Origin of the sequence: Halomonas faecis, assembly GCF_010993975.1 — a bacterium.
GTDB lineage: Bacteria > Pseudomonadota > Gammaproteobacteria > Pseudomonadales > Halomonadaceae > Halomonas > Halomonas faecis.
The window spans coordinates 129,135-144,607 of sequence record NZ_JAACZO010000058.1 but is presented as its reverse complement, the minus strand read 5'-3'; the positions used below and the strand labels follow the sequence as shown (position 1 = coordinate 144,607).

At 64.9% G+C, this 15,473-nt stretch carries 17 protein-coding genes; 13 read left to right on the top strand and 4 right to left on the bottom strand.

Annotated elements, in window-relative coordinates; all coding sequences use genetic code 11:
* The first annotated feature begins 62 nt into the window (after positions 1-62).
* Together GFD32_RS18700 and GFD32_RS18695 are read left to right on the top strand one after the other, a co-directional pair.
* Positions 63-629, top strand: a complete 567-nt coding sequence (locus GFD32_RS18700; protein ID WP_163578083.1) for a TRAP transporter small permease subunit — start codon at positions 63-65, stop codon at positions 627-629.
* A gap of 10 nt (positions 630-639) precedes the next feature.
* Complete coding sequence (locus GFD32_RS18695) at positions 640-2,043, top strand: TRAP transporter large permease (protein ID WP_163578142.1); 1,404 nt, start codon at positions 640-642, stop codon at positions 2,041-2,043.
* Between the two features lie 24 nt (positions 2,044-2,067).
* Here GFD32_RS18695 and GFD32_RS18690 read toward each other — a convergent pair whose 3' ends face one another.
* Positions 2,068-2,496, bottom strand: a complete 429-nt coding sequence (locus tag GFD32_RS18690; RefSeq protein WP_163578082.1) for a YqaA family protein — start codon at positions 2,494-2,496, stop codon at positions 2,068-2,070.
* Positions 2,497-2,541: 45 nt separating this feature from the next.
* On the opposite strand from GFD32_RS18690, the gene thiD reads away from it, so the two are divergent.
* The 3 genes from thiD (at position 2,542) to dtd (ending at position 4,777) form a co-directional block, all read left to right on the top strand.
* The gene (thiD, locus tag GFD32_RS18685; RefSeq protein ID WP_163578081.1) at positions 2,542-3,354 is read left to right on the top strand and encodes a bifunctional hydroxymethylpyrimidine kinase/phosphomethylpyrimidine kinase; all 813 of its coding nucleotides are present in this window, start codon (positions 2,542-2,544) and stop codon (positions 3,352-3,354) included.
* A gap of 82 nt (positions 3,355-3,436) precedes the next feature.
* A complete protein-coding gene (locus GFD32_RS18680; RefSeq protein WP_163578080.1) occupies positions 3,437-4,282 on the top strand; it encodes a universal stress protein in 846 nt (281 codons plus the stop codon).
* A gap of 57 nt (positions 4,283-4,339) precedes the next feature.
* Complete coding sequence (gene dtd, locus GFD32_RS18675; protein WP_163578079.1) at positions 4,340-4,777, top strand: D-aminoacyl-tRNA deacylase; 438 nt, start codon at positions 4,340-4,342, stop codon at positions 4,775-4,777.
* A 210-nt stretch (positions 4,778-4,987) separates the two neighbouring features.
* On the opposite strand, the gene GFD32_RS18670 is transcribed toward dtd, so the two are convergent.
* Complete coding sequence (locus GFD32_RS18670; protein ID WP_163578078.1) at positions 4,988-6,937, bottom strand: ATP-binding cassette domain-containing protein; 1,950 nt, start codon at positions 6,935-6,937, stop codon at positions 4,988-4,990.
* Between the two features lie 31 nt (positions 6,938-6,968).
* Between GFD32_RS18670 and GFD32_RS18665 the strand changes: the two genes are divergently transcribed.
* The 7 genes from GFD32_RS18665 to GFD32_RS18635 all read left to right on the top strand — a co-directional run bounded on the left by GFD32_RS18665 (position 6,969) and on the right by GFD32_RS18635 (position 13,107).
* A complete protein-coding gene (locus GFD32_RS18665) occupies positions 6,969-7,532 on the top strand; it encodes a TIGR02444 family protein (RefSeq protein ID WP_163578077.1) in 564 nt (187 codons plus the stop codon).
* 102 nt (positions 7,533-7,634) lie between these two features.
* The gene (locus GFD32_RS18660; protein WP_163578076.1) at positions 7,635-8,651 is read left to right on the top strand and encodes a TRAP transporter substrate-binding protein; all 1,017 of its coding nucleotides are present in this window, start codon (positions 7,635-7,637) and stop codon (positions 8,649-8,651) included.
* A 204-nt stretch (positions 8,652-8,855) separates the two neighbouring features.
* Positions 8,856-9,434: a TRAP transporter small permease gene (locus GFD32_RS18655; RefSeq protein ID WP_163578075.1), complete on the top strand. Its 579-nt coding sequence runs from the start codon at positions 8,856-8,858 to the stop codon at positions 9,432-9,434.
* A 30-nt stretch (positions 9,435-9,464) separates the two neighbouring features.
* Positions 9,465-10,748: a TRAP transporter large permease gene (locus GFD32_RS18650; RefSeq protein ID WP_163578074.1), complete on the top strand. Its 1,284-nt coding sequence runs from the start codon at positions 9,465-9,467 to the stop codon at positions 10,746-10,748.
* A gap of 24 nt (positions 10,749-10,772) precedes the next feature.
* The gene (locus GFD32_RS18645) at positions 10,773-11,216 is read left to right on the top strand and encodes a universal stress protein (RefSeq protein ID WP_163578073.1); all 444 of its coding nucleotides are present in this window, start codon (positions 10,773-10,775) and stop codon (positions 11,214-11,216) included.
* A 150-nt stretch (positions 11,217-11,366) separates the two neighbouring features.
* Entirely contained in the window at positions 11,367-12,050 is a 684-nt protein-coding gene (locus GFD32_RS18640; protein WP_163578072.1) for an FKBP-type peptidyl-prolyl cis-trans isomerase, read from the top strand.
* A 7-nt stretch (positions 12,051-12,057) separates the two neighbouring features.
* The gene (locus tag GFD32_RS18635; protein WP_163578071.1) at positions 12,058-13,107 is read left to right on the top strand and encodes an alpha/beta hydrolase family protein; all 1,050 of its coding nucleotides are present in this window, start codon (positions 12,058-12,060) and stop codon (positions 13,105-13,107) included.
* 2 nt (positions 13,108-13,109) lie between these two features.
* Here the strand turns inward: GFD32_RS18635 and GFD32_RS18630 are convergent, their stop codons facing one another.
* Together GFD32_RS18630 and GFD32_RS18625 are read right to left on the bottom strand one after the other, a co-directional pair.
* Complete coding sequence (locus tag GFD32_RS18630) at positions 13,110-13,703, bottom strand: SCO family protein (protein ID WP_163578070.1); 594 nt, start codon at positions 13,701-13,703, stop codon at positions 13,110-13,112.
* On the bottom strand, positions 13,700-14,212 hold the full coding sequence (locus tag GFD32_RS18625) for a hypothetical protein (protein WP_163578069.1): 513 nt from the start codon (positions 14,210-14,212) through the stop codon (positions 13,700-13,702). Before GFD32_RS18625 ends, GFD32_RS18630 begins: the two co-directional genes overlap by 4 nt.
* Positions 14,213-14,335: 123 nt before the next feature.
* Here GFD32_RS18625 and GFD32_RS18620 point away from each other — a divergent pair, with 123 nt between their 5' ends.
* The gene (locus GFD32_RS18620; RefSeq protein ID WP_163578068.1) at positions 14,336-15,253 is read left to right on the top strand and encodes an AEC family transporter; all 918 of its coding nucleotides are present in this window, start codon (positions 14,336-14,338) and stop codon (positions 15,251-15,253) included.
* The last annotated feature ends 220 nt before the right edge of the window (positions 15,254-15,473 follow it).

Here is a 15,473-nt window from a genome sequence, read left to right as displayed (position 1 = left end):
CATCGCAGCGAATCGGCGATGATGCCCTCCCGCTATCCGCATCAAGCAACGAGAGAGTCTTCATGCCCTCCACGAACCGTGAACGGGCTGTGCTGCGGCGGCTCGATGGCCTGACCGAGGCCGTGGGGCGCTACGTCGCCTGGCTGGTACTGATCATGATGCTGCTGCAGTTCGCCATCGTGGTCATGCGCTATGTCTTCGGCATTCATAGCATCGTGATGCAGGAGTCGGTCATGTACATGCATGCCGCCGTCTTCCTGCTGGGCGCGGCCTGGACGCTGCGCCGTGACGGCCATGTGCGCGTGGACATCTTCTACCGCAGGCTGTCGGCGCGCCGCCGTGCCGGCATCGACCTCGCCGGCACCCTGCTGCTGCTGCTGCCGGTCACGCTGTTCATCGGCATCAGCAGCCTGGACTACGTACTGAGCAGTTGGGCGATCCTCGAGCGTTCGCCGGACGGTGGCATTCCCGGCGTCTTTCTGCTCAAGTCGCTGATCCTGGTCATGGTGGCCCTGCTCCTGGTACAGGGCGTCGCCCAGGCGCTACGCCAGTGGCTGATCCTGCGCGGCTGCTCCCCTCACGATCCCCCGGCTCGACCGGACACCCCCGATCATCAGGAGGGAATCTGACGTGGAGGTGCTGCTCGAACTCCTGCCGCTGTTGCTGTTTGCTACCGTCTGCGCGGTCCTCATGCTCGGCTACCCGGTGGCGCTGACGCTGGCCGGTACCGCTCTGCTGTTCGCCGGCCTCGGCCATTTGCTGCAGCAACTGGGCGTGCCGGTACCTTTCGAGTCGCGCTACCTGGAAGCCATGCCCAACCGCCTCTACGGCATCATGACCAATCAGACTCTGCTAGCCGTGCCGCTGTTCGTGCTCATGGGGGTGCTGCTGGAGAAGTCGCGGGTTGCCGAGACGCTGCTCGACGCCATGACGCTGCTGTTCGGCGCATTGCGCGGCGGTCTGGGCATCGCCGTGGTGCTGGTGGGCATGCTGCTGGCCGCCTCCACCGGTATCGTCGGCGCCACGGTGGTCACCATGGGCCTGCTTTCGCTGCCCACGATGCTCAAGCGCGGCTATTCCCCACAGCTTGCCACCGGCAGCATCTGCGCCACCGGCACTCTGGGTCAGATCATCCCGCCTTCCATCGCCCTGGTACTGCTGGGCGACGTGCTCTCCAACGCCTACCAGCAGGCCCAGCTCGCGATGGGCGTCTGGAGCCCCAAGACGGTATCGGTGGGCGATCTGTTCATCGGTGCGCTGATTCCCGGCCTGCTGCTGGTGGTCGCCTACATCCTCTACGTGTCGATCACCGCCTGGCTACGACCCGCGACGGCGCCGCCAGCCGACCGCCACGCACTGATGGCGGAGCTCGGCCATGCCGGCAGCCTGTGGCCGCTGCTGATCAAGGGACTCATACCGCCAGTGCTTCTCATCATCGCTGTGCTGGGCTCGATACTCGGTGGCCTGGCCACGCCCACGGAAGCCTCGGCGGTCGGCGCAACCGGCGCGCTGTTGCTGGCACTGGCCAACCGTCGCGTCGACCTGTCCATGCTGCGCGAATCGGTCTACGCCACGGCCCAGGTGACCAGCATGGTGTTCATGATCCTGATCGGTGCCGCGCTCTTCTCGTTGGTGTTTCGCGCCTTCGGCGGCGAGGCGCTGGTTACCGAACTGTTCGAATCGCTGCCGGGCGGCGTGGTGGGCGCCACCCTGGTGGTGATGCTGGTGATCTTCCTGCTCGGCTTCATCCTCGATTTCATCGAAATCACCTTCGTAGTGGTGCCGATCGTCGGCCCGGTACTGCTGATGATGGATATCGATCCCATCTGGCTGGGCATCATGATCGCGGTGAACCTGCAGACCTCCTTCCTCACCCCGCCGTTCGGCTTCGCGCTTTTCTACCTGCGCGGGGTGACACCGGAATCGGTACCCACCTCAGCGATCTACAAAGGCGTGATTCCCTTCATCCTGCTGCAGCTCACCATGCTTCTGGCCCTGGCGCTGTTCCCGGGCCTGGCCACCTGGCTGCCTTCGGTTCTGTAGGAAAGGGATTCGGACAAGGAACTACTAGCAGAGCGGAGCCAGCCACGCCTGAGCCAGGAGGAGCACGACCGCATAGCGGCTCCCCTTGGCCAGGGCGATCAGCAGCAGAGCCCGCCACCAGGGCAAGCGCAGCACGCCGGCCAGAACCGTGAGTGGGTCACCCACTATCGGCGCCCAGGAAGCCAGCAGGCTCCACTCGCCGAAGCGCCGGTACCAACGCTCGGCGCGCACCAGCCCTTCGCGTGAGGCGGGGAACCAGCGGCGGTCCTGGAAGCGCCTGGCATAGCGCCCCAAGGTGACGTTGATCAGGCTGCCCAGAGTGTTGCCGAACGTAGCCACCGCCCATAGCATGAGCACGTGCTCACCCCGGCACCAGAGCCGGGCCAGCCACACCTCGGAGCCCCCCGGCAGCAGGGTAGCGCTGACCAGCGACACCACGAATAGACTCAGCACGGGTGACTTTCACGCTTTGACACCGCCTTGCGATACCTTGACCTCATGATACAGTCTCGAACGATACCCAATGCACTGACCATTGCCGGCTCCGATCCCAGTGGCGGCGCCGGCATCCAGGCCGATCTCAAGACCTTCTCGGCACTCGGCGTCTATGGTACCAGCGTGATCACCGCCTTGACCGCCCAGAACACGCGCGGCGTCAGCGGCGTGCACCCCATACCGTCCGGCTTCATCGACGCCCAGCTCGCCACGCTGCTCGACGACGTCACCATCGACGCCGTGAAGATCGGCATGGTGGCCAGCCGCGACGTCGCCGAGACGATTCGTGCGTCACTCGAACGCTGCCGGCCGCGGTGGATCGTCCTCGATCCGGTCATGGTGGCCAAGAGTGGCGACGTGCTGGTCGACGATGCCGGCATCGCTGCGGTGCGCGACCTTCTGGTACCGCTCGCCGACGTGGTCACTCCCAACCTACCGGAAGCAGCGGTGCTGCTCGATCGACCGACGCCACACAGCCGTACCGCGATGGAAGCACTGGCCGGCCCACTGCGCGACCTGGGTGCCGGAGCGACCCTGCTCAAGGGAGGCCACCTACCCGGGAGGGAGTGCCCCGACCTCCTGATCACCGCTGGCGATGCGATCTGGCTCGAGGGCTCACGGGTCGATACCGCCAACCTACACGGAACGGGATGCACGCTCTCTTCGGCAATCGCCGCTCGCCTGGCCCATGGCGACGCCCTGCCCGATGCCGTGGCCACCGCCAAGGCATGGCTCGAAGCCGCACTGACGGCGAGCTCGCGCCTGGACGTGGGTCAGGGCCAGGGGCCGGTCCACCACTTCCACGCCTGGTGGTGATCCCGCAAGCTTGCAGTGCCGCCCCTCCCCGCCCATGCTGAGACTGTCCCGCCGGGATCATCCGACATGGGAGGGAGTCACAATGACCCAGACCCTGCTCTTCGCCTGCGACCTGTCCGCCGAGAACCGTGCCGCCTTCGCCCGCGCCATTCGCCTGGCCACCGAGAACGGCGCGCGCCTCGATGTCGTCCACGTACTCGACCCCTACCTGCCCCATCGCGTGCTACACGACCTGGAGGATGCCGTGGTCGCCGACATGCAGGCCACTCTGACTGACATCCGCGAAGACTATGCCCTTCCCGAGCCGCGCACTCTGCTGCAAACGGTGGCTGGCGCCCCCTATGCCGAGATCGTTCGTGAGGCACACGACCGCGAGGTGGACATGATCGTGCTGGGCTCCCACCGCAAGCGCGGCCAGCCCGACCTGGTGGCCGGCACCACGCTGGCCAGGGTGCTGCGCAGTGCCCCTTGCCCCGTGCTATCGGTCAGTCAGCCGGCCAGCCGTGACTGGGAAGACATCCTGGTGCCGGTGGATTTCTCGCTGGCTTGCCGCCACACCCTGCGCGAGGCCCTCAAGCGATTCCCCGACGCTCGCCTGACCCTGCTGCATGCCTGGGACATTCCCGGCGAACGCGAGCTGGGCTCCCAGGGCGACTATGCCCGCTGGCGCGATCGTGAAGTCGGGCGCCTGCGTAACCAGCTGGAACGCGAGATCGACCAACTGATGGGCGAGCTCGACGACGTGCCCGAACTGGAACTGGTGCTGGAGCAGGGCGAGCCCCTCGAGGTGCTGCTGACTCGCCTGCGCCGCCACCCCCCGGATCTGCTGGCGCTGGGCAGCCGCGGCCAGTTGGGCCGTCAGAGCCATATCACCGAGGCGCTGCTCACCGAGCCCCATTGCGACATCATGCTGTGTCGCGCCTGGTGAGAGCTCCCGACCCGCGTGCTACCCTCGGCGCTTTCGCCACACGGAGGGAAGCCCGCCATGCGCGCCCTGATCCAACGGGTTAGTCATGCCAGCGTGACGGTCGATGGCCGTGAGACCGGCCGCATCGAACGAGGCCTACTGGCCCTTATCGGCATCGAGAAGGGCGACGACGAAGCCGCCGCCGACAAGCTTCTGCACAAGCTGTTGCACTACCGGGTGTTCGCCGATGCCGACGACAAGATGAACCTGAATCTGCAACAAGTGGACGGTGGCCTGTTGCTGGTATCGCAGTTCACTCTGGCCGCCGATACCCGCAAGGGGCTGCGGCCCAGCTTCTCCAGCGCCGCCCCGCCCGCCGAGGGCGAACGGCTCTTCCACTACCTGCTGGAGAGGGCCCGGGCCGCCTGGACGCAGGTGGCGAGCGGCGAGTTCGCGGCCAACATGCAGGTCGAACTGATCAACGACGGACCGGTAACGTTTCTGCTGGAAAGCTGAAAGCACCGAGCACCGAGCACCGAGCACCGAGCACCGAGCACCGAGCACCGAGCACCTCAGGAGGATAGCGGCTGACGCCTGACGCGAGCGGCGCCGGGGATAGGTCGAAGCGGGGGTCTTCTTCCAGGGAAGGAAGAAGTAGCGTGCAGGGAGGGATTCACAGCGCCCCCGCGCGGACCTGTCGCCGGAAAAGCCGCGATGTCAGCATGGCTAAGCGTTACCCTGCAGCTCGGTCTCCATCGCCTCCAGTGTCTCCTCGGCGGTCAGCCAGTCAGCCTCCAGCGCCTCCAGCCGCGACTTGAGTTCGCCCTGGCGGGCCAGGCGCTCGGTGAGCTCGCCCTTGCGCGCCGTGTCGGTGTAGAGCTCGGCGTCGGCCAGCGCCTCCTCCACGGCGGCGAGTTCGGCCTGGACCTCGTCCATGGCGCGTTCGGCCCGGTCGCGCGCCTTCTTGAGCGGGCGCAGCCGTTCGCGCAGCTCGGCGGCGGCACGGCGTGCGGTCTTGCGATCCTCCTTGGGAGCTTGGCTCTCGGCCTTGCGGTCGCTCTTCTCGGCACGGGCCTCGCGGCGCTCGCCCTCCAGCCGTGCCTTGAGCCAGGCACGGTAGTCTTCCAGATCGCCGTCGAAGGCCTCGACGCAGTGGTCGGCCACCCGCCAGAACTCGTCGACGGTGGCACGCAGCAGGTGACGGTCGTGGGAGACCAGGATCACCGTCCCCTCGAAGCTCGTCAACGCTTCGGTGAGCGCCTCGCGCATCTCCAGATCGAGGTGGTTAGTCGGTTCGTCGAGCAACAGCAGGTTAGGCTTCTGCCAGGCCACCAGTGCCAGTGCCAGGCGCGCCTTTTCGCCGCCGGAAAAACGAGCCACTGCAGCGAAGGCGTCATCGCCGTGGAAGCCGAATCCACCCAGGAAGTTGCGGATATCCAAGTCGGCTGCCGTGGGCGAGAGACGCTGCACGTGCTGAAAGGGCGTCGCCGCCAGATCGAGGCTCTCGAGCTGATGCTGGGCGAAGTAGCCGATGGCCAGATGCTCGCCGGCCACGCGCTTCCCCGAAAGCAGTGGTAGCTCACCGGTCAGAGACTTGATCAGCGTCGACTTGCCAGCCCCGTTGGGCCCCAACAGGCCGATGCGCTGGCCGGGCAGCAGCGTCACTTTGACATCGTCCAGCTGGACCGTCTCATGACCTGCGTCATCGCGATAACCCAGCCGCGCCTCGTCGAGCACCAGCAGCGGATGGGAGGTCTTGTCCGACGAGGGAATGGTGAAATGGAAGGGCGAGTCGGCATGGGCCACGGCGATATCGCCCATGCGCTCGAGCATCTTGAGCCGGCTCTGTGCCTGGCGTGCCTTGGTCGCCTTGTAGCGGAACCGCGCGACGAAGCGCTCGATCTCCTCGCGCCGCGCCTGCTGCTTGGCAGCCTCGGCCTGCTGCAGCGCCAGCTTCTCGGCACGGGTGCGTTCGAAGGTGGAGTAGTTGCCACGGTAGAGGACCAGCGACTGGCGGTCGAAATGCACGATGTGATCGCACACCGCATCGAGAAAGTCGCGGTCGTGGGAGATCAGCAGCAGCGTCCCCGGATAACGAATCAGCCACTGCTCGAGCCATAGCAGGGCATCGAGGTCCAGGTGGTTGGTAGGCTCGTCGAGCAGCAGCAGATCCGAGGGCATGAACAGCGTGCGAGCCAACCCCACGCGCATACGCCAGCCGCCGGAGAAGTCCGATAGGGGGCGGACGAGGTCGGCCTGAGTGAAACCCAGGCCGACCAGCAGTTGAGCGGCGCGGGCTGGCGCGCTGTAGCCATCCAGCGCCTCGATCGCACCGTGCAGCTCCGCCTCGCGGTGAGCATTGCCCGCCGCCTGAGCCTCGGCCAGCGCAGCCTCGGTGGCTCGCAGCTCGCGATCACCGTCGAGCACGTAGTCGACGATGGGGCGGTCGAGAGACGCAACCTCCTGGGCCATGTGGGCGATGCGCTGCCCGCCGCTCATTTCGATCTCACCGCGATCCGTGGCCAGCTCACCCAGCAGCAGTTGGAACAGACTCGACTTGCCGGTGCCGTTGACACCGACGATGCCCGCCTTGTGGCCGGCGTGCAGGGTCAGGTCGGCGCCCTCCAGCAGGCGCTGGGTGCCGCGTTGCAGGGTGACCTGGCGTAGTGCAATCATGCAGGCTCCGCGCGTCATGAAGGATGAAGCGATGACGGGAAACGGCCAACGAGGCAGCCGCCGCCCGAGCGAGGCACACGATTCTACCGCATGGGGCGAGGGACTGCGCAGCCGTCTGTGCGATATGCCGCTCATCGACTTCGCCCTGGCCCTGTATGCTCGCGAGGGGGTCGAAGCAGCCTGCCTCACCCTGCAGGACGATGCCGGACTCGACGTCTGCGAAGTGTTGTGGCACGCCTGGCTATACCATCACGGCGCACGACTCGCTAGCGAGACACCGGAACTCGCCGAGCTGCACCGCTGGCAGCGAGAGGTCACCCGACCGCTGCGCACCCTGCGCCGGAGACTCAAGGCCCAGGCGCACGGCGATGCCGGCGTTGCGGGAGTCCGCCACAACATCAAGCGTGCCGAACTCGCCGCCGAATGCCACGTCCTGACCGAGCTCCAGCGCCTCAGCGAGCGCACGACACACCTCGAACCTCTTCCCCAGCCGCCCGCATCATTGTCTTCAACGTTGGCGGCGCGTTGGCAAGTGCAGAAAAAATCGCAACTTATGGCCCTGCAAACCCTGGAAAGCCGGCTTGACCCTCCATAGGGGCCACGCTAGCCTGAAATTACCTGTCCAGCCATCGTGCTGATCAAGATGCCTGAGGACGCTGAGGTTTTTCGGGCTCCAACCTGCAAGGAGAACACAAGAATGAAGGCAACCAAGCTGTTGACCGCTGCCAGTGTCGGCGCCCTGCTGTTCGGCATGACCGGTGCCGTGCAGGCTGCCGAGTGGCGCTATGCGCATGAGGAATTCGAAGGTGACGTTCAGGACGTGTTCGCCTACGCCTTCAAGGAGCACATCGAAGACAACTCCGATCACTCCGTTCAGGTCTACCGCTTCGGCGAACTGGGCGAATCCGACGACATCATGGAGCAGACCCAGAACGGTATCCTGCAGTTCGTCAACCAGTCGCCCGGCTTCACCGGCTCCTTGATTCCGGCTGCGCAGATCTTCTTCATTCCGTATCTGATGCCGACCGACATGGAGACGGTTCTCGAGTTCTTCGACGAGAGCAAGGCCATCAACGAAATGTTCCCCGAGCTCTACGCCGAGCACGGTCTGGAGCTGCTCCAGATGTACCCGGAAGGGGAGATGGTGGTCACCGCCGACGAACCGGTCACCTCACCCGAGGACTTCGACAACAAGAAGATCCGCGTGATGACCAATCCGCTGCTGTCGGAGACCTACAACGCCTTCGGCGCCACGCCCACCCCGCTGCCCTGGGGCGAGGTCTACGGCGGCCTGCAGACCGGCATCCTCGACGGCCAGGAAAACCCGATCTTCTGGATCGAGTCCGGCGGTCTGTACGAGGTGTCTCCGCACCTGACCTTCACCGGCCATGGCTGGTTCACCACCGCCATGATGGCCAACAAGGACTTCTTCGACGGCCTGTCCGAGGAAGATCAAACGCTGATTCGCGAAGCCTCCGAAGCCGCCTACGACCACACCATCGAGCACATCCAAGGGCTCGCCGAAGCGTCGCTGGACAAGATCATGGAAGCCTGCGACGAGTGCACCGTGACGCGTCTCGATGACGAACAAATCCAGACCTTCCGTGAACGTGCGCCACAGGTCGAGGAGCGCTTCCTCGAGATGACCGAAGAAGACGGTGCCGCGCTGCTCGAGCAGTTCAAGGCCGACCTGGAAGCGGTCACCGAAGAGTAAGGCGAACTTTTCGCCACCACACGGGGGCAGCACTCGCTGCCCCCGACTTGTTTCAAGCGGTGCTCTACCGCACTGCCAGGGCAGGCAGGTGGCTCAACGTCCATTGAGCGTTGAGACTCAACGCCGCTCTGCATCCCAGAGCCCGATACCCTGATGATGGCCAGGGCTTCGATGGCCGCTCATTCGCTGACAGGAAGATTCGCCATGACCGAAGAAGACTCCGAAAAGCACTACCGCTCCGGTCTCCCGGGCTTTCTCGGCACCATCGATACCTTCATCAGCAAGCTCGAGTCAGTGATACTCGCCATGGGCGTGCTGCTGATGGCCACCAACACCATCGCCAACGTCGTCGGCCGCTTCGTGTTCGGCTCCAGCATTTTCTTTTCCGGTGAGATCAACCGAATCCTGATCATCATGATCACCTTCGCCGGCATCGGCTACGCCGCACGCCACGGCCGCCACATCCGCATGTCGGCCATTTACGATGCGCTACCGGTGGGCGGGCGCAAGGCCCTGATGATCGTCATCTCGCTGTTCACCTCATTGGTGATGTTCTTCCTGCTCTACTACTCGATCGTCTACATCGTCGATCTCTATTCCAAGGGTCGCGTACTGCCCGCTCTGGGCCTGCCGATCTGGATCATCTACGTCTGGGTGCCCTTGGGCTTTCTGATCACCGGCATCCAGTACCTGCTGACCGCCATCAAGAACCTGACATCGCGGGACGTCTATCTGTCGACGGGCGTGCTGGATGGCTACAAGGACACGGAAACGGAAGTCTGACGCAGGGCACAGCGCCCGGGGGAACTCACCATGACGACGATAATGGTCACCACGATGATCGCCCTGCTGCTGCTGGGCTTTCCGATGATGATCCCGCTGATCACCGCTGCAGTGATCGGCTTTTTCATGATGTTCAACGGTCTGGGGCAGATGGATACCCTGATCCAGCAGATGATGGCGGGCATTCGCCCAGCCTCGCTGATCGCCGTGCCCATGTTCATCCTCGCCGCCGATATCATGACCCGCGGACAGTCCGCCGAACGCCTCATCAACATGGTCATGTCCTTCATCGGCCACGTTAAGGGCGGCCTGGCGGTCAGTACCGCGGCTTCCTGTACCCTGTTCGGTGCCGTCTCCGGCTCGACCCAGGCCACGGTGGTCGCCATCGGCTCGCCGCTACGCCCCAAGATGCTCAAGGCCGGCTACTCCGACTCCTTCACCCTGGCACTGATCATCAACGCCAGCGACATCGCCTTCCTGATCCCGCCAAGCATCGGCATGATCATCTACGGCGTCATCTCGGGCACTTCCATCGGCGAACTGTTCATCGCCGGCATCGGTCCCGGGCTGCTGATCCTGCTGATGTTCGCCACCTACTGCGTGATCTACGCCATCGTCAAGGACGTGCCCACCGAGCCACGCTCGACCTGGCGCACCCGTGCCCTGTCGGTGCGCGACGCCCTCTGGCCACTGGGCTTTCCGGTGATCATCGTGGGCGGCATCTATGGCGGCATCTTCAGCCCCACCGAGGCGGCCGCCGCCTGCGTGCTCTATGCGATCGTCCTGGAATTCGTCATCTTCCGTTCGCTGAAGGCCGCCGACATCTACGCCATCGCCAAGTCCACCGGTTTGATCACCGCCGTGGTGTTCATTCTGGTCGCCGTCGGCAACGGCTTCTCCTGGATCATCTCCTTCGCCCAGATTCCACAGGAGATCCTGGCCGCGGTCGGCATCCAAGAGGCCGGTCCCACGGGCGTGCTGATCGCCATCTGCATCGCCTTCTTCGTGGCCTGCATGTTCGTCGACCCCATCGTCGTCATCCTGGTGCTGACGCCGATCTTCGCTCCGGCCGTCGAAGCCACTAGCCTCGACCCGGTGCTGGTGGGCATCCTGATCACCCTGCAGGTGGCGATCGGTTCGGCAACGCCGCCCTTTGGCTGTGATATCTTCACCGCCATCGCCATCTTCAAACGGCCCTACCTGGACGTGATCAAGGGAACGCCACCCTTCATCTTCATCCTGGTGCTGGCCGCGGCACTGTTGATCATGTTCCCGCAGATTGCGCTCTTTCTGCGCGATCTCGCCTATGCCTAACCCAGCCACCTCAGGAGCAAGCCGATGTTCAATCGCATACTGGTACCGGTGGATGGTTCCAAGGGGGCACTGAAGGCCCTGCAGAAGGCCGTTGGCCTGCAGATGCTGACCGGGGCAGAGCTCTACATCCTGTGCGTGTTCAAGCACCACAGTCTGCTCGAGGCCTCGCTTTCCATGGTGCGCCCGGACAAACTGGACATTCCCGACGACGCCCTCAAAGAGTACGCCACCGAGGTCGCGGTGCATTCCAAGAACGAGGCCGTAGAGCTGGGCGCCGAACAAAGCAAGGTACGTGCCTTCGTCAAGGGGGGGCGACCGTCACGAACCATCGTGCGCTTCGCCCGCAAGCGCGAGTGCGACCTTATCGTGATCGGCGCCCAGGGCACCAATGGCGAAAAGAGCCTGCTGCTGGGCAGCGTCGCCCAGCGCGTTGCCGGATCGGCCCACTGCCCGACTCTGGTGGTCTGACGCCCGAGCGTGCGGAACGTTATCCGCCCTGATAGAGTCCGATGAACCGTGCATCGGCCCGCCATTGGCGGGCCGATGCCGCGAGTGATTGGCAATCGGGGCCGCTGCAGACAAAGCGAGCTCGCCCCTGGACTCTACGAGGATGCTTGCATGAAGACACTGCTGACGACTGCCTGTGCGGCCGCACTGACGCTGACGGGACAATTGGCCAGCGCCGCGCCGGAAAGCGACGACGAGCGGTTGAGCTACAGCCTGGGCGTGGCCTATGGGCAGAGCATCGCCCAGGACTTCGCCGACCTCGACGTCGATGCGTTCGCCGAGGGCATCCGAGACGTCATCGAAGACAACGAACTGGCCATGGACAACGAGGCGATGAGCGAGGCGTTGAGCCGCTTCCAGGAGGAAGCCATGGCCGCACGCCAGGCCGAGTCGGAAGTCCTCGCCGAGCGCAACCAGGCCGAGGGTGAGGCATTCCTGGAGGAAAACGCCGAACATGAGGGCGTTCAGGTCACGCAGTCCGGCCTGCAGTATGAAGTGCTGGAATCTGGCGACGGCCCCTCCCCCGATACCACCTCTACCGTCGAGGTACACTATGAAGGCTCGCTGGTGGACGGCACCGTCTTCGACAGCTCCCACGACCGCGGCGAGGCGATCACCTTCCGTGTCAACCAGGTCATCGAGGGGTGGCAGGAAGCACTGCCGATGATGCAGGTCGGCGACACCTGGAAGCTGTTCATTCCCCCCGAGCTCGGCTACGGCGCTCAGGGACAGGGCCCCATCGGCCCCAATGAAACGCTGATCTTCGAGATCGAGCTGCTGGACGTCATGGACTGAACCGCCAATGCGAACCGCGACACTCCTCGCCGCCACCCTGGTGGCCACCGTAGGCCATGCCTGGGGTGATGAGCGCCCTGACGACCTGCCCCCGCTGGCCCTGAACGACACTGCCGTCAGCGTGATCGGCATTTCTTCCGGCGGTTACATGGCCACTCAACTGGCGGTGGCCTGGCCGTCGCGTTTCTCCGGGCTTGGCGTGCTTGCCGCGGGACCGTGGAGCTGCGCCGAAGGCAGCCTGGGGCAAGCTCTGGGGCAGTGCATGGACACCCGCGATGGCCCTCCGGACCTGGACGCCCTGGCGCGCCGCCGCCGCGACTACCAGGCCCGCGACCTGGTAGGCAGCGATGCTGCCTTCGCCGACTTGCGCGCCTTCGTCTGGCACGGCAACGACGATGACGTGGTCGATCCCACGCTCGGCGAAGCCCTGGCCACACAGCTCAGCGACTGGCTGGCCGATCCCGATGAGCAGTTGCTCCACCAACACGCCTCGGCCACTGGCCATGGATGGCCGATACGTACCCAGGATCGCGACATCCCGCCGGAGCAGCTCGGCGACTGCCAGCGCGGCGGCGGCACCCACCTGCTGGCCTGCGACACGGACCTGGCCGGCACGGCACTGAGCTGGCTGCATGGCGACCTGACCGCGCCGACCGAGAAGACGGCAAACGCTGGGGAACTACTGGCGTTCGATCAGGCAGAGTTCGGGGCCAGGGGGCTAGCCGATACCGGGTACCTGTACGTGCCGGACAGCTGCCAAGACGGCGGCTGCGACCTCACCCTGGCGTTACATGGCTGTGCCATGGGGGCGGAACAGATCGGCGAGGCCTTCGTGCGTCACACTGGGCTCAACGCCTGGGCAGCCGCCAATGACCGTGTGGTGCTCTATCCCCAGGCGGAGACCAGCCTAGCCAATCCTCAGGGATGCTGGGACTGGTGGGGGTTCGCCGAGAGCACCTGGCAGCTTCACCCGCTGCATGACACCCGGCAAGGCACTCAGGTGTCAGCGCTGATCGCCATGCTCGAGCGGCTGATGGAAGCGCCCGCTTCGCCGTGAGGTCAACCGCTGGCCAAGGCCTCCTCCACCGCTGCCTGCAACGCCCCGGAGGTCGGCGAGTAGAGCACGCGCCGCTGGATTTCGCCATGGCGATCGACCAGGAACAGCGACGCCGTATGGTCGACGGTGTAGCCCATCGCCGAATCCGGCGTCTCGACACGGCGCCACACCACGCCGTAGCGGTCGGCAATATCCTCGAGCTGCTCGAGGGAGCCGGTGGCGCCGATGAACGACTCGCCGAAGTTGCCGACGTACTCAGCGAGGCGCTCCAGGCTGTCGCGCTCCGGGTCCACCGAGATCATCACCGGCACGATGCGTCGACGCTGGCTCTCGTCGAGGCTTTGCATCACCTGGCGCATCACCGCCATGTTCATGGGACAGACGTCCGGGCACTGCGTGTAGCCGAAGAAGATCACCGCCAGTTGATCCGCCTCGAGCTGGTCGAGCGAGAAGCCCCCCTGCGTAGAAGGCAGTTCCACCGGACCGCCCAACGGCTCGTCACCCTGCCCGGTCTGCTGCTGATACCAGGCATAGGCCCCCACTGCCAGGGTCGCGACCAGCAGCACGAATGCTGCCAAGAGTGCCTTACGTGTCATGGCGTGCTTCGCTCCACCGTGAAATCGAATCGACCGCCCAGGCGGCCATCTGAGGTTTCCACCACCACTCGAGCCTGCCAGTCCATCCGCGCTTCGGTACAGATCGGCACCTGTCCTTCGCCGTGGAAACGTCCATCGGCCTGCCACTCGAGGGGAAAGCGATGCAGCCCCATGTCCATGTCGCGGCCGACCAGGTCGACACGCACGGAACGGGCTTCCACCCCCTCCACGGCCACCGTCAACGGCAAGGGCTCGAGCGCCTGGATACGACCGTCGGCCATCGCCGTGAGTTCGAGGAAACCGTGCTCCCCCAGCGTCACCGTGCAGGGCGCACGATGCAAGTCACAGTTCGGGGGGGCGGAAAACCACCGGATGTCGGACTCATCGCGCAACTGGTGCGATACCAGATACCACAGCGCCGTGGACAGTGCCACCAGAGTCGCCACGGCCAGTAAACGCAAGGTCGGCAACCCCGAAGAGCGCAACGAAGGCAACGAGGGGAGATTCATGGCAGCGGCAGCAGCCCTTCAATGAACGAGAATGGACGATAAGCTTATCAGCATTGGCCGGCCGCTGAACGCGGACGGTTGTCGCAGGCGAAATCGACCAGACGATACAACAGGGAGGTAGCGATGACTGACGTGGCCGGCGCACTGGGCCCACTGTTTCTGCTGATCCTGCTCGGCGCACTGCTGGGTCGGCTCAAGCAGCCGGGGGGCGATTTCTGGCCGCAGCTGGAGCGGCTGATCTATTACCTGCTGTTTCCCGCCATGCTGGTCGCCACCCTGGCCACGGCCAACGTCTCGCAGGTACCCATCGGACGTCTCGCCGCCGTGCTGCTGGGTGCCCTTCTAGTTTTCTCCGTGGTTCTGTGGCGCCTTCGCCATCGGCTCGCCCCGGATGGCGCTACCTTCACCTCGCTCTTCCAGGGAGCGATCCGTTTCAATACCTATGTCGGTGTGGCCGGCGCCGCGGCGCTTCACGGCGCGCCCGGGGCCACGGTCGCCGCCGTCGCCGTGGCCCTGATGGTGCCGGTGATCAACGTCTTGTGCGTGCTCTGCTTCATTGCCGCCGGCACCCTCGGTTCCTCGAGCCTGGGTAAGAGCCTGGCCGCTCTGGTGCGCAATCCGCTGATTCTCGCCTGCCTGGCCGGCATCGCCCTGAACCTCTCCGGAGTCGGCCTGCCCGGCTGGAGTCAAGCGACGGTGGAACTGCTGGGGCGCGCTGCCCTGCCGTTGGGTCTGGTGGCCGTGGGCGTGGCTCTGCGACCTCAGGCGTTGATACGCCACGACCGGGGCGTCTGGGTCGCCAATCTCGTCAAGCTGGTCGTACTTCCCGCCATGGTGCTGCTCCTGGCATGGGTCGCCGGGCTCGACCCGGTCAGCCGCGACGTGGCATTGCTCTTCGCGGCGCTGCCCACCGCTACCTCCGCCTACATCCTGGCTCGCCAGTTGGGTGGCGATAGCGAGCTGATGGCGGCGCTGATCACCGGCCAGACACTGCTCGCCATGTTCACCTTGCCTCTCTGGCTACGGCTGGCCGGCGGATAAACAAAAAATATTCGTATTTGTGTTGACGTCGCAAATGAGAAGCACTACATTAGAGGTGTGGCGTTGATGAGGCGCCACACCCATGCGGGAAGCGTCGCGTTTCTCGCTATGGTTTCTCCCCCTCATTGCTAGTCACGGTCTTGCCTGCGCCTCCCCTGGAGGCGCTTTTTTTTGCCTTGGCACACGGCCCCCTTATTGCTGCTCTTCGCAAGGTCAGGGT